Source organism: Saccharothrix hoggarensis, from assembly GCF_042678885.1.
Classification (GTDB): domain Bacteria; phylum Actinomycetota; class Actinomycetes; order Mycobacteriales; family Pseudonocardiaceae; genus Actinosynnema; species Actinosynnema hoggarensis.
In genome coordinates this window covers 1-19,758 of the sequence record NZ_JBHTLK010000077.1, presented here as the reverse complement: position 1 = coordinate 19,758, position 19,758 = coordinate 1, and the positions used below count along the sequence as shown (strand labels likewise).

General features: G+C 72.5%; 22 protein-coding genes. 12 read left to right on the top strand and 10 right to left on the bottom strand.

Annotation, left to right across the window (positions count from 1 at the left end):
- Positions 1 to 2: 2 nt before the first annotated feature.
- A complete protein-coding gene (locus tag ACFQ3T_RS16815) occupies positions 3 to 1,214 on the top strand; it encodes a winged helix-turn-helix domain-containing protein (RefSeq protein WP_380724219.1) in 1,212 nt (403 codons plus the stop codon).
- 129 nt (positions 1,215 to 1,343) lie between these two features.
- On the opposite strand, the gene ACFQ3T_RS16810 is transcribed toward ACFQ3T_RS16815, so the two are convergent.
- Positions 1,344 to 2,231: a DUF4097 family beta strand repeat-containing protein gene (locus tag ACFQ3T_RS16810; RefSeq protein ID WP_380724212.1), complete on the bottom strand. Its 888-nt coding sequence runs from the start codon at positions 2,229 to 2,231 to the stop codon at positions 1,344 to 1,346.
- Positions 2,232 to 2,241: 10 nt separating this feature from the next.
- Positions 2,242 to 2,772 carry a toxin-antitoxin system HicB family antitoxin gene (locus ACFQ3T_RS16805; protein ID WP_380724211.1) on the bottom strand — a complete coding sequence of 177 codons (531 nt, stop codon included), beginning with the start codon at positions 2,770 to 2,772 and terminating at the stop codon, positions 2,242 to 2,244.
- Between the two features lie 208 nt (positions 2,773 to 2,980).
- Here ACFQ3T_RS16805 and thyX point away from each other — a divergent pair, with 208 nt between their 5' ends.
- The 9 genes from thyX to ACFQ3T_RS16760 all read left to right on the top strand — a co-directional run bounded on the left by thyX (position 2,981) and on the right by ACFQ3T_RS16760 (position 10,623).
- Complete coding sequence (gene thyX / locus ACFQ3T_RS16800) at positions 2,981 to 3,733, top strand: FAD-dependent thymidylate synthase (protein ID WP_380724210.1); 753 nt, start codon at positions 2,981 to 2,983, stop codon at positions 3,731 to 3,733.
- 3 nt (positions 3,734 to 3,736) lie between these two features.
- Complete coding sequence (locus ACFQ3T_RS16795) at positions 3,737 to 4,126, top strand: ACT domain-containing protein (protein WP_380724209.1); 390 nt, start codon at positions 3,737 to 3,739, stop codon at positions 4,124 to 4,126.
- Positions 4,127 to 4,197: 71 nt separating this feature from the next.
- A complete protein-coding gene (locus ACFQ3T_RS16790) occupies positions 4,198 to 5,646 on the top strand; it encodes a serine/threonine-protein kinase (protein ID WP_380724208.1) in 1,449 nt (482 codons plus the stop codon).
- 9 nt (positions 5,647 to 5,655) lie between these two features.
- A complete protein-coding gene (locus ACFQ3T_RS16785) occupies positions 5,656 to 6,276 on the top strand; it encodes a TIGR03085 family metal-binding protein (protein WP_380724207.1) in 621 nt (206 codons plus the stop codon).
- 38 nt (positions 6,277 to 6,314) lie between these two features.
- Complete coding sequence (gene dapA / locus ACFQ3T_RS16780) at positions 6,315 to 7,211, top strand: 4-hydroxy-tetrahydrodipicolinate synthase (protein WP_380724206.1); 897 nt, start codon at positions 6,315 to 6,317, stop codon at positions 7,209 to 7,211.
- Positions 7,208 to 8,890, top strand: coding sequence for a ribonuclease J (locus tag ACFQ3T_RS16775; protein WP_380724205.1), 1,683 nt, complete (start codon positions 7,208 to 7,210; stop codon positions 8,888 to 8,890). The genes dapA and ACFQ3T_RS16775 overlap by 4 nt, the downstream gene beginning before the upstream one ends.
- 71 nt (positions 8,891 to 8,961) lie before the next feature.
- The gene (locus ACFQ3T_RS16770; protein WP_380724204.1) at positions 8,962 to 9,528 is read left to right on the top strand and encodes a dienelactone hydrolase family protein; all 567 of its coding nucleotides are present in this window, start codon (positions 8,962 to 8,964) and stop codon (positions 9,526 to 9,528) included.
- 86 nt (positions 9,529 to 9,614) lie between these two features.
- A complete protein-coding gene (locus ACFQ3T_RS16765) occupies positions 9,615 to 10,478 on the top strand; it encodes a helix-turn-helix domain-containing protein (protein ID WP_380724203.1) in 864 nt (287 codons plus the stop codon).
- 40 nt (positions 10,479 to 10,518) lie between these two features.
- Positions 10,519 to 10,623, top strand: a complete 105-nt coding sequence (locus tag ACFQ3T_RS16760) for a DUF397 domain-containing protein (RefSeq protein ID WP_380724202.1) — start codon at positions 10,519 to 10,521, stop codon at positions 10,621 to 10,623.
- A gap of 32 nt (positions 10,624 to 10,655) precedes the next feature.
- On the opposite strand, the gene ACFQ3T_RS16755 is transcribed toward ACFQ3T_RS16760, so the two are convergent.
- On the bottom strand, positions 10,656 to 11,591 hold the full coding sequence (locus ACFQ3T_RS16755) for an EamA family transporter (RefSeq protein ID WP_380724201.1): 936 nt from the start codon (positions 11,589 to 11,591) through the stop codon (positions 10,656 to 10,658).
- A 38-nt stretch (positions 11,592 to 11,629) separates the two neighbouring features.
- On the bottom strand, positions 11,630 to 12,403 hold the full coding sequence (locus tag ACFQ3T_RS16750) for a lysophospholipid acyltransferase family protein (RefSeq protein WP_380724200.1): 774 nt from the start codon (positions 12,401 to 12,403) through the stop codon (positions 11,630 to 11,632).
- A gap of 130 nt (positions 12,404 to 12,533) precedes the next feature.
- Here ACFQ3T_RS16750 and ACFQ3T_RS16745 point away from each other — a divergent pair, with 130 nt between their 5' ends.
- Together ACFQ3T_RS16745 and ACFQ3T_RS16740 are read left to right on the top strand one after the other, a co-directional pair.
- Positions 12,534 to 14,960, top strand: coding sequence for a DNA translocase FtsK (locus tag ACFQ3T_RS16745; protein ID WP_380724199.1), 2,427 nt, complete (start codon positions 12,534 to 12,536; stop codon positions 14,958 to 14,960).
- A 302-nt stretch (positions 14,961 to 15,262) separates the two neighbouring features.
- A complete protein-coding gene (locus tag ACFQ3T_RS16740) occupies positions 15,263 to 15,949 on the top strand; it encodes a glycoside hydrolase family 12 protein (RefSeq protein WP_380724198.1) in 687 nt (228 codons plus the stop codon).
- A gap of 123 nt (positions 15,950 to 16,072) precedes the next feature.
- Here the strand turns inward: ACFQ3T_RS16740 and ACFQ3T_RS16735 are convergent, their stop codons facing one another.
- The 6 genes from ACFQ3T_RS16735 to ACFQ3T_RS16710 all read right to left on the bottom strand — a co-directional run.
- Positions 16,073 to 16,504, bottom strand: a complete 432-nt coding sequence (locus tag ACFQ3T_RS16735; RefSeq protein ID WP_380724197.1) for a phospholipase — start codon at positions 16,502 to 16,504, stop codon at positions 16,073 to 16,075.
- An 85-nt stretch (positions 16,505 to 16,589) separates the two neighbouring features.
- Positions 16,590 to 17,294 carry a nitroreductase family protein gene (locus ACFQ3T_RS16730; protein ID WP_380724196.1) on the bottom strand — a complete coding sequence of 235 codons (705 nt, stop codon included), beginning with the start codon at positions 17,292 to 17,294 and terminating at the stop codon, positions 16,590 to 16,592.
- Between the two features lie 2 nt (positions 17,295 to 17,296).
- On the bottom strand, positions 17,297 to 18,466 hold the full coding sequence (locus ACFQ3T_RS16725) for a YcaO-like family protein (RefSeq protein ID WP_380724195.1): 1,170 nt from the start codon (positions 18,464 to 18,466) through the stop codon (positions 17,297 to 17,299).
- Complete coding sequence (locus ACFQ3T_RS16720; protein ID WP_380724194.1) at positions 18,463 to 18,720, bottom strand: hypothetical protein; 258 nt, start codon at positions 18,718 to 18,720, stop codon at positions 18,463 to 18,465. Before ACFQ3T_RS16720 ends, ACFQ3T_RS16725 begins: the two co-directional genes overlap by 4 nt.
- Positions 18,717 to 19,238 carry a hypothetical protein gene (locus tag ACFQ3T_RS16715; RefSeq protein WP_380724193.1) on the bottom strand — a complete coding sequence of 174 codons (522 nt, stop codon included), beginning with the start codon at positions 19,236 to 19,238 and terminating at the stop codon, positions 18,717 to 18,719. Before ACFQ3T_RS16715 ends, ACFQ3T_RS16720 begins: the two co-directional genes overlap by 4 nt.
- Positions 19,235 to 19,758: hypothetical protein (locus tag ACFQ3T_RS16710; RefSeq protein WP_380724192.1), on the bottom strand; the 524-nt coding region annotated here is incomplete at its 5' end. The genes ACFQ3T_RS16715 and ACFQ3T_RS16710, both read right to left, overlap by 4 nt.

The window sequence follows — 19,758 nt, the reverse complement described above, 5'->3', positions numbered from 1 at the left end:
AGATGAGCGCCGACGTCGCCCGCCGCATCGCGCTGGGCGCCCAGGGCTTCGCCGATCCCCGGCCCGCCTCCGCGCCCACCCGGCGGCACCTCCAGCGGGTGCTGTCGCGGGTGCGGCTGCTGCAGCTCGACTCGGTGAACGTGGCCGTCCGCGCGCACTACATGCCGGTGTTCAGCAGGCTCGGCGCCTACTCGCCGTCGCTGGTGGACGACGCGGCGTGGTCGCACAGCGCCCGGCGGCCCCGGCTGCTGGTCGAGTACTGGGCGCACGAGGCGAGCCTGGTGCCGATCGAGGACTGGCCGCTGTTCCACTCCGGGGCCAAGCGGCCGGGCTGGTGGAAGAACTACACGGCGGTCGCCGAGGGCTCGCCGCGGCTCGTGGACGACATCCTGGCCGTGGTGAAGGAGCTGGGGCCGCTCGGCGCGGGCGCGATCGAGAAGGCGCTGGCCGGCGGCGGGCCGCGGGCCAAGGACCACTGGGGCTGGAACTGGTCCGAGGTGAAGAAGGTGTGCGAGTACCTGTTCGGCGAGGGCGTGCTGACGACGGGGACGCGGCGCGGGTTCGAGCGGCTGTACGACCTGAGCGAGCGCGTGCTGCCGCCGGAGGTGCTGGCCCGGCGGCGGTCGATCTCGGCGGAGGAGGGCGCGCGGGAGCTGGTGGGCCGCGCGGCCGAGGCGATGGGGGTGGCGACGGAACCGGACCTGCGGGACTACTTCCGGCTCCAGCCCGCGCGCAGCCGGCAGGCGGTCGCGGAGCTGGTGGACGCCGGGGTGCTGGAGCCGGTCGAGGTGGCCGGCTGGGGCGTGCCCGCGTACCGGCACGTCGAGGCGCGGGTGCCGCGTCGGATCACCGGCCGCGCGCTGCTGTGCCCGTTCGACCCGCTGATCTGGGAGCGGGCGCGCACCGAGCGGATCTTCGACTTCTTCTACCGGATCGAGATCTACGTGCCGGCGGCGAAGCGCGTGCACGGGTACTACGTGTTCCCGTTCCTGCTGGACGGCGAGCTGGTGGGGCGGGTCGACCTGAAGGCGGACCGCGCTGCGGGCGTCCTGCGCGTGCAGGCGGCGCACTCCGAGCCGACCGCGGACGTCGGGCGGGTGGCCGTGGAGCTGGCGGCCGAGCTGCGCCACATGGCGGACTGGCTGGAGCTGGACGACGTCGAGGTGGTGCCGCGCGGCGACCTGGCCCCGATGCTGAAGTCGGTGGTCCACTGACAGGTCCGGTGGGCCGCTGGGGCCGCTGGGGAGTGGGCCGCTGGGGAGTGCGCCGCGGCGAGGTGGGCCGCGGCGCGCGCATCGGGGGTGCGCACGCCGCGGCGGCCGCGGTGCGACGAGCCGGTGGTGTCAGGTGGTCGTCGCGGTGGTCACCAGGGCGGTGCCGCTGCTCGTCCGGCCGGTGATGTGCAGGGCCGGTTCGGTGGGCGGCGGGGTGTCCGAGACGTCCAGCTCGCTGCGGGCGGAGCCGGTGCTGGACACCAGGTCGATCTCGGCGGCCACGCCGGGGCGGACGCCCACCCGGACGTCGCCGGAGCCGGTGCCCATCTGGATGCGGCCCGCGGCGGCGTCGGCGACGGTGACGTCACCGCTGCCCGTGCGCACCTGCACGTCGTCCTGCACCGCGCCGAGCCACACGTCGCCGGTGCCGGTGTAGAGGACGGTGTTCCCGCCGATCGACGACACCTCGATGTCGCCGCTGCCGGTCTTCGCGCGCAGCCCGCCGAGCATCGGGCCGAGCCGGAGCTTGCCCGAACCCGAGTTGACCTGGGACGGCGCGTCGGCCCGGTCGGCGGTGACGTCGCCGGTCCCGGTCTGGATCTCCAGGCGGCCCGCCGCGCCCGTCACGGTCACGTCGGCCGACCCGGCCTTGGCGATCACGTGGGAGCCGGACGGCGCCCGCACGGTCACCGCCAGCGGCACGGCGCGCAGCGGCAGCGCCTTGGACGACTGCACCTTCAACCGCCCGCCGGTCAGCTCGACGCGGGCGTCCCGCACGGCCTCCTCCGGCCCGGCCGCCTGTTCACGGCCGCCGCCGAACTGGTCGTTCACCCAGGTCAGGAGGCCGGACAGGCCGGCCGTCCACGACTCGCCCAGCGACGGGTCGTGCTTGAGCTCGACGTGCACGCCCGGCTCGTCCACCAGGTGCACCAGCACCCGGCCGGCGAGCAGCGCCACGTCGACCTCCACGACCCCGTCGACCTCGAAGCTCTGCTGACGCGCTGCATCCGGTTCCATGATCTCCCCCTCAGCCCTGCACCCAGCCGCGAACGCGTGAGGACGGCGAGCCGCCGCCCGGCTGGTCCTTCGGCGGCCCCCAGTGCTTGTGACCCCCGCCGCCACCGCCGCCGCGCCGCCCGCCGACCGCGCCCTGCACGGCCTGCGCGACGAACGTGTTCAGCGACAGCCCCTGGGCCGCGGCGGCCTGCTCGGCCTTGGACTTCAGCTCGTCCAGCAGCCGCAGGGTGATGCGCGTGGCCTCACCGCCCGCCGGCCGCGGGACCTCCTGGGGTTGAGGCTCGGGCTCGTCCCGAGCGGCCGTGCCGGTGACGACCACCTGCACGTCCCGGCCGTCCAACCGCACGTCGACGACGGGGCCGTCGAGGGCCGCGGTGACCTCCGCGGCCAGGTCGGACAGCGCGTTCATGAGCGCGAGCCGCGCGGCGGGCTCCAGGGCTGCGGACAGCAGGGCCGCGGTGCGCCGGGTGGTGTCGTCCCCGGCGGAGGCGGCCGTCGCGAGGTCCTCGCGCAGTGCTGCGATGTACGGCGACAGATCCATGACACCACCATGACGTCAAATCTGACATCAGTCAAGGAGAACGTGATGCCGGAAGTGACATCACGGTGCTGTCGATCACGCCGCGCGAACGGGGGCATCACCCGCCGCCGAACGGCCGTGACGGAGCGCAGCCGGGGCGCGGCCGAACGGCGGGCGGCGGCGGTGGCGCGCGCCGGCGGACGGGTCGGCTTCGGTTAGGGTTCGGGCCATGGCTGAGACGGTGGCGCCGAAGGTGCAGTTGATCGCGAAGACGGAGTTCTTCCCCCCGGACGGCGTCCCGTGGTCGACCGACGCCGACGGCGGCGAGGCGCTGGCGGAGTTCGCGGGCCGTGCCTGCTACCAGTCGTGGACCAAGCCGAACCCGGCCACCGCCACCAACGCCGGCTACATCAAGCACATCATCGAGGTCGGCCACCTGTCCGTCCTCGAACACGGTTCGGTGAGCTTCTACCTGACCGGCATCTCGCGGTCGCTGACGCACGAGCTGATCCGCCACCGGCACTTCTCGTACTCGCAGCTGTCGCAGCGGTACGTGCCCGAGCGCAACGCCGCCATGGTCGAGCCGGACGTCATCGCGAACGACCCCGAGCTGCACGAGAAGTTCCTCGCCGCCGCCCAGGCCAGCGTCGACGCGTACAACGAGCTGCTGAAGGGCCTGGAGGAGAAGTTCTCCGACGTGCCGAGCGCCACCCTGCGCCGCAAGCAGGCCCGCCAGGCGGCTCGCGCGATCCTGCCCAACGCCACCGAGACCCGCATCGTGGTCACCGGCAACTACCGGGCGTGGCGGCACTTCATCGCGATGCGCGCCACCGAGCACGCCGACGTGGAGATCCGCGCCCTCGCCGTCGAGTGCTTGCGCCAGCTCCAGAAGGCGGCGGCCAACGTGTTCGCCGACTTCACGATCTCCGCGCTGTCCGACGGCACCGAGGTCGCGTCCAGCCCGCTGGTCACCGAGGGCTGAGCCGTGAAGCGGCTGATCGTCGACGTCCGGCCGGGTGAGTACACGATCGCGCGGCTCCCCGCCGACGCGCCGGTCCCGGCCGGGCTGCTCGACGCGCCAGGCCTGGTGTCGGTCACCAGGACGCCGGACGAGCTGTCCGTTGTGTGCCCGAGCGAGCGCGCGCCCGAGACGGCCGCCGTGCAGCCGGGGTGGCGGCTGCTGACCGTGCGCGGCCCGCTGGAGTTCACCCTCACCGGGATCATGGCGGCGCTGTCCGGCGAGCTGGCCGCGGCGGGCGTGAGCCTGTTCGCGCTGTCCACTTACGACACCGACCACCTGCTGGTGAAGGCCGGTGACCTGGGCCGGGCGGTGCGCGCGTTGCGGGCGTCCGGGCACGAAGTCACGAAACCGTGAAACCGGATCGGGCTCCGGGCGGTCTGAAGTAGCGTTCCGCCCGGTCGGCGGTCGGGTTTCGAGGAGTGACGGTGACTGGTCCCCAAGGTGTGAGCGCCCAACCCCGCGTCATCGCGGGCAGGTACACCCTGCTCGCCGAGCTGGGTCGCGGTGGCATGGGCGTCGTCTGGCGCGCCCAGGACAACGTGATCGGGCGCCAGGTGGCCATCAAGGAGCTGCACCTGCCCGACGGCATCGCGCACGAGGAGCGCCGCGTGCTGGAGGAGCGGGTGCTCCGCGAGGCGCGCACCGCGGGCCGGCTGAACGACCCCGGCGTGGTCACCGTGTTCGACGTGGTCGCCGAGAACGGCATGACCTACATCGTGATGGAGCTCGTGGAGGCGGCGACGCTGTCCACGCTCATCGCCCAGCACGGCCCCATGCCGCAGGACCGCGTCATCTCGATGGCCGTGCAGGCGCTGTCCGCGTTGGACTCCGCGCACCAGGCGGGCATCGTGCACCGCGACGTCAAGCCCGGCAACCTCATGATCACGTCGACCGGCCGGGTGAAGCTCACCGACTTCGGCATCGCCCAGGCCGTGGACGACCCGCGGCTGACGACCAGCGGCAGCCTCATCGGCTCGCCCGCGTACATGTCGCCCGAGCGCATCCACGGCCACGACGCGTCACCGGCGTCGGACCTGTGGGCGCTCGGCGCGACGCTCTGCTACGCCGTGGAGGGCCTGAACCCCTACGAGCGCACGTCCACCGCGTCCACCCTGCACGCGATCATGAACGAGATGCCCCGCCTGACCAGGGCGCACGGCGTGCTCGGCGCGGTGATCACCGGCCTGATGATGCCCGACCCGAACGCCCGGCTGACCGGTCCGCAGGCCCGCGCGATGCTGGAGCGCGCCGTGGCCCAGCCGACGCCGCCGACGGGGTTCGGCGCGCCCAACCCGACCATGCACTACACCGCGCCGACCGCGGTCCGGAAGCCGTGGCTGAAGCCCGTGCTGATCGCCGGCACGTCGGTCGCGTCGGTCGCGCTGCTGGTCTGCGGCGTGCTCCTCGGCCGGTGGATCTTCACCGACCAGCCGTCCGCCGCGATGGCCGAGACGATCACCTACGGCGCGGGCGGCACGCTCGGGAAGAGCCAGTTCGACCTCACCGCCGGCCAGTGCGGCGACAACTACCTCGACCCCAACACCACGATCAACTACACGGACTGCCAGAAGTCCCACCGCGTCGAGTACTTCGCGAAGGGCAGCCCGTTCGGCTCGGACAAGCGCGGCTACCCCGGCGACGAGTACCTGAAGAAGTACGCCGAGGACTTCTGCACCCTGCACTTCATGTCGGACCTGATCCCGGTGGACGACAAGGAGGACCGGTTCCGCTACGCCGCCGTGGTGCCGACGAGCGGTGAGTGGCAGTCCGACCCGACCGACTCCTCCGGCCGGGGCAGCCGCGAGGTCGCGTGCGTGCTCTGGCACAAGGACAAGGCCCCGCTCGAGGACCAGGTCTACGCCGAGGATCGGTAGCGTGGGGTCATGGGCGTCGCGCAGGACGAACGCAGGCTGCTGACCGAGCTGTTCGCCGAGGTGGGGCCGGACGCGCCCACCCTGTGCCACCCGTGGCGCACGCGCGACCTCGCCGCCCACCTCGTGCTGCGGGAACGCCGGCCCGACGCGGCGGCGGGCATCCTGGTCGGGGCCCTGGCCGGGCACACCCGGAAGGTGCAGGACGCGTACGCCGCCAAGCCGTGGGACGAGCTGGTCGGGCTGGTCCGCGGCGGTCCGCCCCGGTTCTCCCCCTACGCGCTGGTGGACGAGCTGGTGAACCCGGTCGAGTACTTCGTGCACCACGAGGACGTCCGCCGGGCCCGCGACGACTGGGCGCCGCGTTCACCCGATCCGGTACGAGACGCGGTGCTGTGGCGGCGGCTGGGACCGGTGGCCCGCCTCCTGTACCGCAAGAGCCCGGTCGGCGTGGTGCTCCGCCGCCCGAACGGCGAGGCCCACGTGGCCAGGCGCGGACGCCACCCCGTGGTGCTGACCGGACAAGTCTCGGAATTGCTGGTGCACGTGTTCGGCCGGTCCGCCGCGCACGTCGAGTACGACGGCCCGGACGAGGCCGTGCGCCTCGTGCGAGACCTCGACCGGAGCATGTAGTCGCAGCTTGCCGAGGGTGACGCGGTAGATTTCCGGCCATGACCGGAAGTCCTACCGCCTCGCCCGGCCGCCCGTTCGGCCGCGTGCTCACCGCCATGGTCACGCCGTTCGACGCCCGGGGGGCGGTGGACCTGGAGAAGGCGCAACAGCTCGCCGAGCACCTGGTCGGGCTGGGCAACGACGGTCTCGTGGTCAACGGCACCACCGGCGAGAGCCCGACCACCAGCGACGCCGAGAAGGCCGACCTGGTCCGCGCCGTCGTCGAGGCGGTCGGCGACCGCGCGACCGTGGTCAGCGGCGCCGGCACGTACGACACCGCGCACAGCGTGCACCTGGCCAAGGAGGCGGAGGCGGCGGGCGCGCACGGCCTGCTCCTCGTGACGCCGTACTACTCGCGCCCCACCCAGGAGGGCGTGTACGCGCACTTCACCACCGTGGCCGACCAGGTCGGCGTGCCGGTGATGCTGTACGACATCCCGCCGCGCGCGGTGATCCCCATCGAGGTGGACACCCTGCTGCGGCTCGCGGAGCACCCGCGTGTCGTCGCCGTCAAGGACGCCAAGGGCGACCTGCTCGCGGGCAGCAAGGTCATCGCGGCCACCGACCTGGCCTACTACTCCGGTGACGACCCGCTGAACCTGCCCTGGCTGTCCGTCGGCGCGGTCGGTTTCGTCAGCGTCGTGTCGCACTTCGCCGCCGACCGGCTGCGCGACATGCTCGACGCGTTCGAGTCCGGTGACGTGGCCGGCGCGACCGCGATCCACCAGTCGCTGCTGCCGCTGCTGCGGCCCTTCAGCCGGATGCCCGGCGTCACCTACGCGAAGGCCGCCCTGCGTTTGCGGGGCCTCGACGTGGGCGACCCGAGGTTGCCGCTGGTACCCGCTTCAACCGAGGACATCAAGGCCGTCGAGGCCGAACTGGGAGTCAACGCGTGATCAACCCGAGCTCACCCCCGCCCGCACTGCCGGACGGCGCTCTGCGCGTCGTCGCACTGGGCGGAATTGGCGAGATCGGCCGCAACATGACGGTGTTCGAGCACGCCGGCCGGCTGCTCGTCGTGGACTGCGGCGTCCTGTTCCCCGAGGACGACCAGCCGGGCGTGGACCTGATCCTGCCCGACTTCCGGGCCATCGAGGGCCGGCTGGACGACATCGAGGCGCTCGTCCTCACCCACGGGCACGAGGACCACATCGGCGCGGTGCCGTTCCTGCTGAAGCTCCGCCCCGACCTGCCCGTGGTGGGCTCGCGGTTCACGCTGGCGCTGCTCGCCGCGAAGTGCCGGGAGCACCGCCAGACCCCGCGGCTGATGGAGATCACCGACGGCGAGCGCCGCGCGTTCGGGCCGTACGAGCTGGAGTTCTTCGCGGTCAACCACTCGATCCCGGACGCGGTCGCGGTGGCGATCCGCACGTCCGCCGGGCTGGTGCTGCACACCGGTGACATCAAGCTCGACCAGCTGCCCCTCGACGGCAGGCTGACCGACCTGGCCGGGTTCTCCCGGCTCGGCGACGAGGGCGTCGACCTGTTCCTGGTCGACTCGACCAACGCCGAGGTGCCGGGGTTCGTCGCGCCGGAGCGCGAGATCGGGCCGGTGCTGGAGAACGTCATCCGCAAGGCCGACCAGCGCGTCATCGTGGCCTGCTTCGCCTCGCACGTGCACCGCGTGCAGCAGGTGCTGGACGTGGCCGTGCAGTACCGGCGCCGGGTCGCCCTGGTGGGCCGGTCGATGGTGCGCAACATGGGCATCGCGGTCGAGCTGGGCTACCTGCGCGTGCCGGACGGGCTGTTCGTGGACCTCAACGAGGCCATGGAGCTGCCCGAGGACGAGGTGCTGTTCGTGTCGACCGGGTCGCAGGGCGAGCCGCTGTCGGCGCTGTCGCGGATGGCGCGCGGCGAGCACCGGCAGATCTCGATCCGCGCGGGCGACACGATCGTGCTCGCGTCGTCGCTGATCCCCGGCAACGAGAACGCGGTGTTCGGCGTGGTCAACGGCCTGGCGCGGCTCGGCGCGACGGTCGTGCACCAGGGCAACGCCAAGGTGCACGTCTCCGGCCACTCGCCCGCAGGCGAGCTGCTGTTCCTGTACAACGCGGTGCGGCCGTCGAACGTGATGCCGGTGCACGGCGAGTGGCGGCACCTGCGGGCGAACGCGGCGCTGGCCGTGGCGACCGGCGTGGCCGAGGAGCGGGTCGTCATCGCCGAGGACGGCGTGGTGGTCGACCTGGTCGACGGCAAGGCCGCGATCAGCGGCAAGGTCGAGGTCGGGCACGTCTACGTGGACGGGCTGTCGGTGGGCGACGTCGGCGAGTCGACGCTGTCCGACCGGCTCGTGCTCGGCGAGGGCGGGTTCATCGCCATCACCGTGGCCGTCGACTCCACCAACGGCCGCGCCGTCGCGCCGCCGACCGTGTCCGGGCGCGGGTTCTCCGACGACCCGAAGGCGTTGGACCAGGCCGTCTCCCTGGTGGAGATGGAGCTGTCCCGCACCGAGGCCGAGGGCATCACCGACTCGCACCGCATCGCCCAGGCCGTGCGTCGAGTGGTCGGCCGCTGGGTAGCCGAGACCTACCGGCGCCGGCCGATGATCGTGCCGACGATCATCCCGGTGAACTGACCGTCGCCGAGCCCGACGGCCGGCCCGACCACCTCGTCGGGCCGGCCGTCGTCGCACAGAGGGGGAGTGACATGGCAGAGGTGGTGCTGTTCCACCACGCGCACGGGCTGACGTCCGGTGTGGAGGCGTTCGCCGAGCGGTTGGCGGAGGCCGGGCACACCGTGCACGTGCCGGACCTGTACGACGGGCGGATCTTCGTGGACCTCGGCGCGGGGCTCGACTACGCGCAGGAGGTCGGGTTCGGCACGATCGCGGAACGCGGCCGGCTCGCCGTCGAGGGGCTGTCCCCGGAGGTCGTCTACCTGGGGTTCTCGCTGGGCGTGCTGCCGGCGCAGATGTTGGCCCAGACCAAACCGGGGGCGGTGGGCGCGTTGCTCGTCAGCGCGTGCGTGCCGGCGTCCGAGTTCGGCGGGTGGCCCCCGAGCGTGCCGGTCCAGGTCCACGCGATGGCCGACGACGCGTCGTTCGTCGACGACGGCGACCTCGACGCGGCCCGCGCGCTCGTCGCCGGCGCGCCGGACGGGGGACTGTTCCTGTACCCCGGCGACAAGCACCTGTTCGCCGACGAGAGCCTGTCGTCGTACGACGAGGTGGCCGCGGCGCTGTTGATGGAGCGCGTGCTCGCGTTCCTGAAGTAGGTACCGCTGGTACCGCGGTGATCCCTTGGGGTGGAATCCGGGCCGCCGGCTGGAAACCGCTGGTCAGGCGGCCCTAGCGTGCCCACATGGAGTCACGGATGTCGAACGCGTTGAGTCGCGAGCTGGGGGACGCCCTCCGTCAGGCCCGTCGTCGGTCGGACGTCAGGACCGGGACGTTGATCGAGGAGCTGGGCTGGTCCGCGGGCAAGCTCTCCAAGTTGGAGGGCGGCACGCGCGGCACCAGCCCGGTGGACATCGCCCGGTTCGTCGGCCACCTCCGCGCCGACCCGGACACGTTCGACCACATCATGGGGTTGGCGCAGGAGCCGACCACCGGGCACTACGTGCGCCCGCACGGCGTCGCGATGCCGGACAGCCTCCGGATGCTGATCATCCACGAGCGGTCGGCCAAGACGATCAGGTCGTACCAGACCATCGTCGTGCCGGGGCTGCTCCAGACTCGCGACTACGCCGCCGCGTTGATGGACGGCGCTCCCGGCGCCGAGGACGCCGTTGCCGATCGCATGGCCAGGCAGGCGATCTTCGACGAGCCGTCTCCCCCGAAAGGCATGTTCTTCCTCTACGAGGCCGCCTTGCACCGCATGGTCGGCGGCCCGCAGGTGATGTACGAACAGATGCTGCAACTGCTGTTCCGGGGCGGCGTGCGGCTCATCCCGTTCACGGCGGTGCTTCCGCGTTCGTTGAACACGCCCTTCACCCACATGACCTTCGCCGACTACACGCCGGTGACGTACGTCGAGTGCGGCCAGGTGTCGCTGTTCCTGGACACCTTCGAGGCGACCAGGGCGTACCAGCAGAGTTGTCACGACCTCGCACGAGTCGCGCTGACTGAGGAACAATCGCGGTCGGCGTTCGCCAGGTGGGCGGACCGCTTCGACCGACTGCGGGAGGCCAGGGGTGCGACGACAGCAGGCGGTGAGGTGGCGTAAGAGCAGTCACAGCGAGGGCGTCGGCACAGACTGCGTGGAAGTGGCGTTCGCGTCCGACGCCGTCGGCGTGCGGGACTCCAAGAACACCGCTCCGCGGTTGGCCTTCACCGCTGTCGCCTGGCGGGCGTTCCTCGCCAAGGTGTGACGCGTACTCGATCACGGTCCGGTCCGGTCAGGTCAGGGCCGGGGCACCGGCTCGGGTGTGACGGGCGCCTTCCGCCCGCTCGCCACCTGCACCGCCGCCGCGCCGGCCAGCAGCACGGCCGCGCCCGCGACCTGCAACCCGCTCAGCGCCTCGTTGAGCAGCCACCACGCCAGCACCGTCGCCACCACGGGCTCCAGCAGCCCGATCACGCTCGCCGCCGACGACGGCAGGTGCTTCAGCGACACGATCCCGGCCAGGTACGCCACCACCGTCGCCACCAACGCCAACCCCAGCAGCAGCGCCCACGTCGGCCCGAGGTCCGTCGGCGTACCCATCGGCACCAGCCACGGCGGGCTCACCACGGCCAGGACCACCGCGCCCACCACCATGCCGACCGCGAGCACGCCGAGCGGGTCGTGCTTGCCCGCCGCGCGTTCGCCCAGCAGGTAGTACGCCGCCGTGCACACCGCCGAACCCAGGCCCGCCAGCACGCCGACGGTGTCCAGCCGCACGCTCTGCCACACCTCGCCGACCATCGCCAGGCCCAGCAACGCCACCGCGATGCCCCACCACACCGCGCGGGGCAGCCGCGTGCCGCGCACGAACCGCACCCACAGCGCCACCAGGATCGGCGCGGTGAACTCCAGCAGCATCGCGATGCCCACCGGGATGCGCGCCGCCGAGATGAAGAACAGCAGCGGCGCGCCGATCACGCCGAACAGCCCGTAGCCGACGAGCAGACCCCAGTCGCCGCGCGCGAACCGCAACGCCCGCGGCCGCAGCAGCGCGACGACCACGAGCAGCACGGCCGCCGCGATGCCGATCCGGGCGCTGGTGACCTGCGTCGGCGTGACGCCGGCCTCCATCACCGGCTTCGCCAGCACGCCGGACGCGCCGAACGTGACCGACGACAGCAGCGCCAACGCCGTGCCGCGGGCCGGAATCCCGGCAGCGTCCACTCCGGACACCCGGGACGCGGTTCCGGCGGACTTCTCCTCCGACGCCGTCACTCCGGACGCCAGGGGCTCTTGCCGGTCGTCGGCCGCGTCGGGTCGTGGAACCTCGGCAGGTCCGGCTCGTCGATCCGCAGCGGCACCAGGCCCGCCGTGATCGCGCGCATGATCCGCTCGTGCGCCCGACGCGCGTCGCCCGGCTTGCCGTCCTCCAGACCGGACAGGTCCACCGGCTTGCCGAAGTGCACCTTGAACGTCGGCCGCCGCAGCATCCCGCGCACGTACGACGTGACGTACGGCTTGGCGTCCTGCCACCCGTTCACGTGCGTGTTGCCCCAGTAGACGGCCTCGTGCGCGCCCCACTGGCTGACCGGCACCACCGGGATGTCGCCGCTCAGCGCCAGCCGTGCCGCGCCGGTCTTGCCCCGCTCCGGCCACAGCCCCGGGTCGAGGCTGATCCTGCCCTCCGGGTACAGCGCGATCGGGTCGCCGCCGCGCCGCAACGCCTCGACGGTGCGGTGGTAGGCGTCGCCGACGTCCGCCGCCGCCCGGTCCACCCGCAGGTGCCCGGACCCCCGCAGCAGGGGCCCCAGGACGGGCGCGTCGAGCAGCCCTCCCGCGAGCAGGAACCGCGGTGCGACACCGATCCGGCGGCACGCCGCGATCAGCACGAAGGGGTCGAGGTTGCCGATGTGGTTGGACGCGAGCAGCAGGGGACGCCCCCTGAGGTCCGCCGGGATGTCGCCGGTGACTTCGAGTCGTCCGCTGAGGCCGACGACACCCTGGTCGACGGCGGTCAGCACGCGCCACAGCAGTGGTGTGGACACGACGGGCAGGCTACGGCGTGTCGAGGTGTCGGCGCAGCGACTTCCGGGCAACCATGGGCGTCGGGCAGCGCACGTCACGTCCACCGTGACCGTTGGGGCCGGTGGGGCACAAGGGACTACCGTAGGGCACATGGCCGGTCGAACGGGGACCTCGCGCAAGGGCACGACCCGCAGCACCAGATCCGGGTCGAAGCCCCGTTCCGGCGCGTCCAGGCCGGCCGCCCGGCGCTCCCCGGCGAAGAAGGCCTCCGGCCCGTCGTCCATCGGCAAGGTGTGGGGCCTCCTCGGCCGCGGCGTCGGCTCGATCGTCCGCGCGGTCGGGCGCGGCAAGGAACTCGACCCGGCGCACCGCCGTGACGGCCTCGCGCTCGTGCTCATCTCGCTCGCCGTGATCACCGCCGCCGGCGTGTGGTGGCAGGCGGGCGGACCGGTCGGCCGGTGGGTCGACGTCGCCGTGCGCAGCTCGGTCGGCGGGCCCTCGGTGATCGTGCCCGCGCTGCTGCTGGCGGTCGGCGTGGCGCTCATGCGCACCGACCCGAACCCCGAGGCGCGCCCACGCCTGGTGATCGGCTCCATCCTCGTCACCGTCGGCTTCCTCGGCATGTTCCACCTCGTCGGCGGACTGCCGATGGACCCGATCGCGCGCCGGGACGCCGGTGGCGCGCTCGGCTACCTCGCCGGCGGGTTCCTCGCCCAGGGCCTCACGCCGTGGGTCGCCGGACCGCTGCTCTTCCTGATCTTCGGCTACGGCGTGCTGCTGCTGGTCCACGTGCCGATCCGCGACCTGCCCGCCAAGCTCGGCGGCCTCCTGCACCGCGCGCCCGAGCGGACCGAGGGCTTCGGCGCCGAGGACGAGGCGGAGCCCGAGCCCGAGCCGAAGCCGGCGAAGCTGCGCCGCCCGTCCCGCTCGCGCAGCCAGGCCGTCGCCGCCGAGGACGACCAGCCCGAGCTCCCGCTGGACGACGAGCCGCCACCGCCGCCCGTGGCGAAGCCCGCGCCGAAGCCCAAGGCCACGCCGGAGCTGCCGAAGACGGCCGCGCTCGCCGTGCGCGCGGTCGAGGGCGACTACAAGCTGCCGCCGCCGACCATCCTGAAGGACGGCGACGCGCCGAAGGCCCGCAGCAAGGCCAACGACCTCATGATCGAGGCCATCTCCGGCGTCCTCGACCAGTTCTCCATCGACGCGCAGGTCACCGGCTTCACCCGCGGCCCGACGGTCACCCGGTACGAGGTGGAGCTGGGTCCGGGCGTGAAGGTCGAGAAGATCACCGCGCTGACCAAGAACATCGCCTACGCCGTCGCCACCGACAACGTCCGGCTGCTCGCCCCGATCCCCGGCAAGTCCGCCGTCGGCATCGAGGTGCCCAACAGCGACCGCGAGATGGTGCGGCTCGGCGACGTGCTGCGCTCGCCGTCCACGGTCAAGGACAACCACCCGATGGTCATCGGGCTGGGCAAGGACATCGAGGGCCACTTCGTCACCGCGAACCTGACCAAGATGCCGCACCTGCTGGTCGCCGGCTCCACGGGTTCCGGCAAGTCGAGCTTCGTGAACTCGATGCTGGTGTCGCTGCTGGCGCGGGCCACGCCGGACGAGGTCCGGATGATCCTGATCGACCCGAAGATGGTCGAGCTGACGCCGTACGAGGGCATCCCGCACCTGATCACGCCCATCATCACCCAGCCGAAGAAGGCCGCCGCCGCGCTGGCCTGGCTGGTCGAGGAGATGGAGCAGCGCTACCAGGACATGCAGGTCAACCGGGTGCGGCACATCGACGACTTCAACCGGAAGGTGCGGTCGGGCGAGATCGGCGCGCCGCCGGGCAGCGAGCGCGTCTACCGGCCGTACCCCTACATCATGGCGATCGTGGACGAGCTGGCCGACCTGATGATGACCGCCCCGCGCGACGTCGAGGACGCCATCGTCCGGATCACGCAGAAGGCCCGTGCGGCGGGCATCCACCTGGTGCTGGCGACGCAGCGGCCGTCCGTCGACGTGGTCACCGGTCTCATCAAGACGAACGTGCCGTCGCGGCTGGCGTTCGCGACGTCGTCGCTGACCGACTCGCGGGTCATCCTCGACCAGCCGGGCGCCGAGAAGCTGATCGGCATGGGCGACGGCCTGTACCTGCCGATGGGCGCGTCGAAACCGGTGCGCGTGCAGGGCGCGTACGTCGGGGACGACGAGATCTCGGAGATCGTCAACTTCACCAAGCAGCAGGCGCAGCCCGAGTACACGGACGGCGTCACGGCGGCGAAGGCGAGCGAGAAGAAGGAAGTCGACGCCGACATCGGCGACGACATGGAGCTGCTGATCCAGGCCGCCGAGCTGATCGTCACGTCCCAGTTCGGGTCGACGTCCATGTTGCAGCGCAAGCTGCGGGTGGGTTTCGCCAAGGCCGGGCGGCTGATGGACCTGCTGGAGACGCGCGGCGTGGTCGGCCCGTCCGAGGGCTCGAAGGCGCGCGAGGTGCTGATCAAGCCCGACGAGCTGGACTCCGTGGTGTACCTGATCCGCGGTGGTTCCGGGCCGGACGAGGCCGTGGACGACGACTGAGTTCTCCCGGCACGATCGCCGCTGCCGAATACGCGGTCGGATACCCGGTCGAATGCCGAGTCGAATGCCTGGTCGACCACCCACTCGACTACCCGGTCGAATGTCCCGTCGAAGGGCGCGGTCGAATCCGTCGAATTCGCGCGGGCGCGTCCCGCTTGACCGTCCGTCGTTGACCGGACGGGTGTCGGCTGCGATAGTCCGGTCATCCACCGCCGCGTCGCAGGAATCCCTCCGCACTGTCAGTCGAAGCGATTCGATTGCCAGTGCGACGACATGGGCAGCGTTGCCCGGGAAGAAGCGCCATGAACAGGATGCGTTCGGCCGCGGTCGCGGTCGCGTTGGTCGGTTTCCTCCTCGGCTCCACCGGGGTCGCCCAGGCGGCGGTCTGGTCGTCCAACGACAAGTGGGGCACGTGGTCCAACGGCGGGTACACCGTCCGCAACAACGTCTGGGGCTCCGGCGCGGGGTACCAGGGGATCTGGGCGAACTCCTTCAGCAACTGGGGCGTGTGGGCGGACCACCCGAACACCGGCGGCGTGAAGTCCTACCCGCACTCGGCGAAGGCGGTCAACCGCAAGCTCAGCGCGATGACCAGGTTGTCGAGTTCGTTCGACGTGACCCGGCCGGGCGCGGGCTCGTACGCGACGGCCTACGACATCTGGGCCGACAACCACGCCTACGAGATCATGATCTGGATGAACAAGCAGGGCGCCGTCGGGCCCATCGGGACCAGGCAGACCACGGTGACGGTCGGCGGACACACCTGGGACGTGTACCGGGGTTCCAACGGGTCCAACGCCGTGTTCTCGTTCGTGCGGACCGGGAACACGAACTCCGGCACGGTCGACGTGCTGGCGGTGCTGAGGTGGATCGGGGCGCGCGGCTGGTACGGCGACGTGACGGTCGGGGACGTGCAGTTCGGGTTCGAGATCACGTCGTCGGCGGGCGGCATGAACTTCGCCTCGAACAGCTTCTCGATCACCACCTGACGGTCCCGCCCGGCACGGGCACGGCATTCCCGGGGTCACGCGACGTCGACCGTCGCCCGACCGAGGGAAACGCCGTGCCCGTTCCGCGAACCGCTGACGCGAACCGCTGACCGCGAAGGGCCGTCAGCTGGCGCCGAACTCGCGCACCGCCTTGTAGTAGGCGTCCGCGGTCCGGTTGCAGGACCAGTTGCCCGCGCACTGGTGGTACATGTCGGACTTGAAGTTGTTGTCGATCCGCAGGCGGGTCGTCTCGTTGAACCGACCCTGCCGCTTGTAGTTGCGGTAACCGAAGTCGTGCCGGTGGCAGGCCGGCAGGAACTTGAAGCCGAACGGGTTGTCCGGCGACCACGAACAGCCGTCCGACGACCAGTCGAGCTGGTCGGCGTACGGGCGCTGGGTGCGGATCGAGCTGAACTGCGACAGGGACTTGCTGAAGAGGTAGTCGTCCGTCACCGCCGGGGCGTTGATGGCCGCCTGGCCGACGCCGGCGCCGGCGAGCAGGGAGAGCGAGGCGAGCAGGACGACGAACGCGTTGCGCAGGGATGTCGCGAGCACTGTTCTTCCCCTCGAATTCGGGCTGAGGGGCATTTCATACCGGCCGGTAATCTACGGGCGCCAGCCCCAATCGGCGGATGCCGCGTCAACGTCCGGTGAACGTCCGGCCGCACGCGATGACCGCCGCCAACCGGACCGGTTGACCTCGCAACCCCAGCAGTGCCAGCACATCCGCGTCCGCCGCGCCGCCGAGGAGGTAGCCGCCGAGGCGCTGCTGGGCCATCCGGAGGCAGACGGACTGGGCCGCCGCGCCCGCCTCGACGAGGCCGAACCGCCCACCGCGCTGCCCGTACTTGTCCAACACCGGTTGGTCCGCGAGGACGAGCGCCAGCACCAGCGCGGGTTCGGCATCGGCCGCGAGCACTTCGCGCAGCCGCAGCCAGTCCGGTGCGGGACCGACGTCCTGCACGGCGTGCCGCCGCGCGTCGTACCGGACCACCCGGCCGTTCAGCCCGTGCTCGACGCGGCGCAGGAACCCGTAGCAGCGCAACGGGTTCAGCCCGCCCGCGGACGGGTAGCTGCGCCCGTCCTCGTCGGCCAGCGCGGCGAGCACCGCGCCGAACTGCCGCGCCGTCACCGGCTCGGAGCTGAACTCCCGCGTGCTGCGGCGGGCCCGGAACAGCCGTTGCAGCCGGTCCCGCGGCTTGCCCAGGGGCTGCGGCGCGGACGGCAGCTCGAACGGGTCGGCGGTCGGCGGCGAGCCGCGGAACTCGCGGAGGCGCTCACCCAGCCTGCGCTGGTGCAGCGCCGAGTAGCCGCCGGCGGTCCAGAAGTCGTCGAACGGCGTCATGCTCACCCCAGCGGATGCGGTGCGGGATTGGGGAACCGGCCCGATCGGCCGGGGTAGCGCCACGCCACGTCGGCCGCGCGCCCGCCGAGGTGCGGCCAGCGGTGGTCGGCGTGCAGCGGCGTGAGGTCGGGGGACAGGACGCGCACGCACCGCAGGCCCACGGCGGCGGCCTCGGGCGACGTCAGCTCCCGGTACGCCAGCCGCACGCCCAGCGCGCGCACCAGCTCTTCGAGCTGCGCGGCGTCACCGCGGGCGGTCGAGTCGCGCGGCGGCGGTCCCGGCACGCCCCGCCACCACGGCAACGCGTCCCACTCGTCGGGGTGGCCCGCGTAGTAGAGGGCGTGCCGGTCGAAGTCGGTGACCTCGTCGGGCTGGTGGACCCGGTCCGCCGATCCCCGGGCCGCGATGAAGACCGTGCCCTGGGTCCACTCCAGCCACGCCTTGCGGATCGCCTCGGCGACCGTCGCGCGGCACGCCAGCCCCAGCGTCGGCCGGGGGCGGCCGGCGAGCGGCAGCGTCCCGGCGACCGCGACCACCGGGTGCGGGCTGTGCGCGGGGGTGAGGTCGAACGCCCGCACGTCGCCGACCCGCAGGTCGTCCGGCAGCGAGAGCCGCGGCGGCGCGAGGCTGTGCAGCCAGGTGGTCGTGAACGCGTCGCGTTCCACCAACTCCTGGGTGGCGCGCAGCAGCGCGTGCGCCGCGGACGGGCCGGCGGCCAGACCGGACGACGTGGCGGGCAGGCCGAACTCCTCCCGCAAGCCGACCAGCCCGGCGGGCACCCACACGGGTTCGTTGTCCGGCAACGTCCACGCCCTGGTGTAGCCGGGGTCGGCGTACCGGTAGCGGAACCCCGGGCGGGACCGCTGCTCCGCGGTGTGGAGGCTGAACTCGTCCAGCCGCCAGCACGGCCCGTCCGGCTCGGCGACCGTCTCCAGTGGACTGCGCGCGGCGGCGTGCCGCTCCAGCGCCTCGGCGATCGCGGCCAGCCTCGCCTGCTCCGGCTCGAACGCCGCGCCGCCGGACGTGCCGCCGGTCGCGAACGGCTCCGGCACCGCCGCGAACCCCGGAACGTCCACATCGGACAGCGTGCGCGGCACGGGGCGCAGCGCGGACACGACGCCCTGCCGCCAACCGACGGCGCGTGCCAGCAGCACGGACGCGGGCGTGATCACGTCGCCCTCCGGCGGTAGTGCTCCGACACCCACGGCCCGACCAGGCCGGCCGCCAGCACGTACGCGAACACCGCCGGCACCACCACGAGGTTCGTCATCGTCACCAAGGACGGCACCACCAGGCACTCCGCGGCGAACACCAGCACCCAGAACGCCGTCCGCTTCACCCCGGACCGCAGCGGGGGCCTGCCGATCGACCGGTCGTACCGGTAGCCGGCGCGCAGGCAGACCGCCGCGCCGACGAGCGCGATCACGTCGCGTCCGGCCGGTAGAACCGGACGACGGCCCGCCCGACCAGCACCACCACCAGCAGGTAGGCCAGCCCGCCGAACCACGGCCCGAGCCAGCCGACCACGGCGATCATCGGCAGGAACAGGATCGCCTCGAACGTGAAGAAGATCGCCCAGATGAGCAGCCGGCCGACCCCGCCGAACGGCTTGGCCGAGCCGGTGAGCTTCGCCGCCAGGAACGCCCACAGCAACGCGACCGCGCCGCCGCCGACGATGTACGCGAGCCAGTGGTCCACGAGGCCGACGGCCGGCACGAGCGCCACACCGGGCGGGTACAGCGCGGCGGGCAGCACCCACAGGGCCTTGCGGCGCGGCTGGTCCGCCTCGGCGAGGTCGTTGCGCATGCCCAGGGGAAGCGCGATCGCCGAGCCGACCGCGGACGCCGCACAGCAGCAGCAACAGCAGCAGCACGTCGGCGTGGCGGCGCTGGTCGCGCTCGCGTCCGGGGTGAACGGATCGGGCAGGCGCAGAGCGGTCGTCATCGGTTTTCCCCCCACGGCAGGTCCACCCGGCCCACGTCGAGCCGGGGGCACACCTCGCAGTCCGCCGCCGGCAGCACGTCCTCGGCGGTGGTGGTGAACTCGTCCAGGTGGAGCGTCACGACCCGGTCCAGCAGCGCCAGCGAACCGGCGGCCAGGCGGGTGATCGCGTGCTTCGCCCACAGCAGCGGGAAGTCGGTGGTCGTCGCCGCGGGCCGGGCGGGCGGCTCCGGATCGCCCCACCGGTACCGCGCGCGCACGGCCAGGCAGCCGAGGCAAGCGCTTGCGCCCGGCACCACGAACGGTCCCAGCGACGCCGTGTGGTGGTAGGCGAGGTCCAGCAGGAGGTGCGGCTTCGGCTCCCGCAGCGCGACCAGGTCGGCCAGCGTGCCGGTGGTGCGCACGACCAGCACCACGTCCGGCGCGGCGACGTCGGGGAAGTGGGCGTCGAGCCCGGCGGGCGCCGTGCCGAGGACCCGCACGCCGACGTCCAGCGGCTGGTCCGGCACGGTCAGGCCCAGCT

Excerpts from the sequence above, each read along its gene's own strand:
- ACFQ3T_RS16815 (WP_380724219.1), top strand. The coding sequence starts at position 3 with ATGAGCGCCGACGTCGCCCGCCGCATCGCGCTGGGCGCCCAGGGCTTC.
- ACFQ3T_RS16810 (WP_380724212.1), bottom strand. The coding sequence starts at position 2,231 with ATGGAACCGGATGCAGCGCGTCAGCAGAGCTTCGAGGTCGACGGGGTC.
- ACFQ3T_RS16805 (WP_380724211.1), bottom strand. The coding sequence starts at position 2,772 with ATGGATCTGTCGCCGTACATCGCAGCACTGCGCGAGGACCTCGCGACG.
- thyX (WP_380724210.1), top strand. The coding sequence starts at position 2,981 with ATGGCTGAGACGGTGGCGCCGAAGGTGCAGTTGATCGCGAAGACGGAG.
- ACFQ3T_RS16785 (WP_380724207.1), top strand. The coding sequence starts at position 5,656 with ATGGGCGTCGCGCAGGACGAACGCAGGCTGCTGACCGAGCTGTTCGCC.
- dapA (WP_380724206.1), top strand. The coding sequence starts at position 6,315 with ATGACCGGAAGTCCTACCGCCTCGCCCGGCCGCCCGTTCGGCCGCGTG.
- ACFQ3T_RS16770 (WP_380724204.1), top strand. The coding sequence starts at position 8,962 with ATGGCAGAGGTGGTGCTGTTCCACCACGCGCACGGGCTGACGTCCGGT.
- ACFQ3T_RS16765 (WP_380724203.1), top strand. The coding sequence starts at position 9,615 with ATGGAGTCACGGATGTCGAACGCGTTGAGTCGCGAGCTGGGGGACGCC.
- ACFQ3T_RS16745 (WP_380724199.1), top strand. The coding sequence starts at position 12,534 with ATGGCCGGTCGAACGGGGACCTCGCGCAAGGGCACGACCCGCAGCACC.
- ACFQ3T_RS16740 (WP_380724198.1), top strand. The coding sequence starts at position 15,263 with ATGAACAGGATGCGTTCGGCCGCGGTCGCGGTCGCGTTGGTCGGTTTC.
- ACFQ3T_RS16730 (WP_380724196.1), bottom strand. The coding sequence starts at position 17,294 with ATGACGCCGTTCGACGACTTCTGGACCGCCGGCGGCTACTCGGCGCTG.
- ACFQ3T_RS16715 (WP_380724193.1), bottom strand. The coding sequence starts at position 19,238 with ATGACGACCGCTCTGCGCCTGCCCGATCCGTTCACCCCGGACGCGAGC.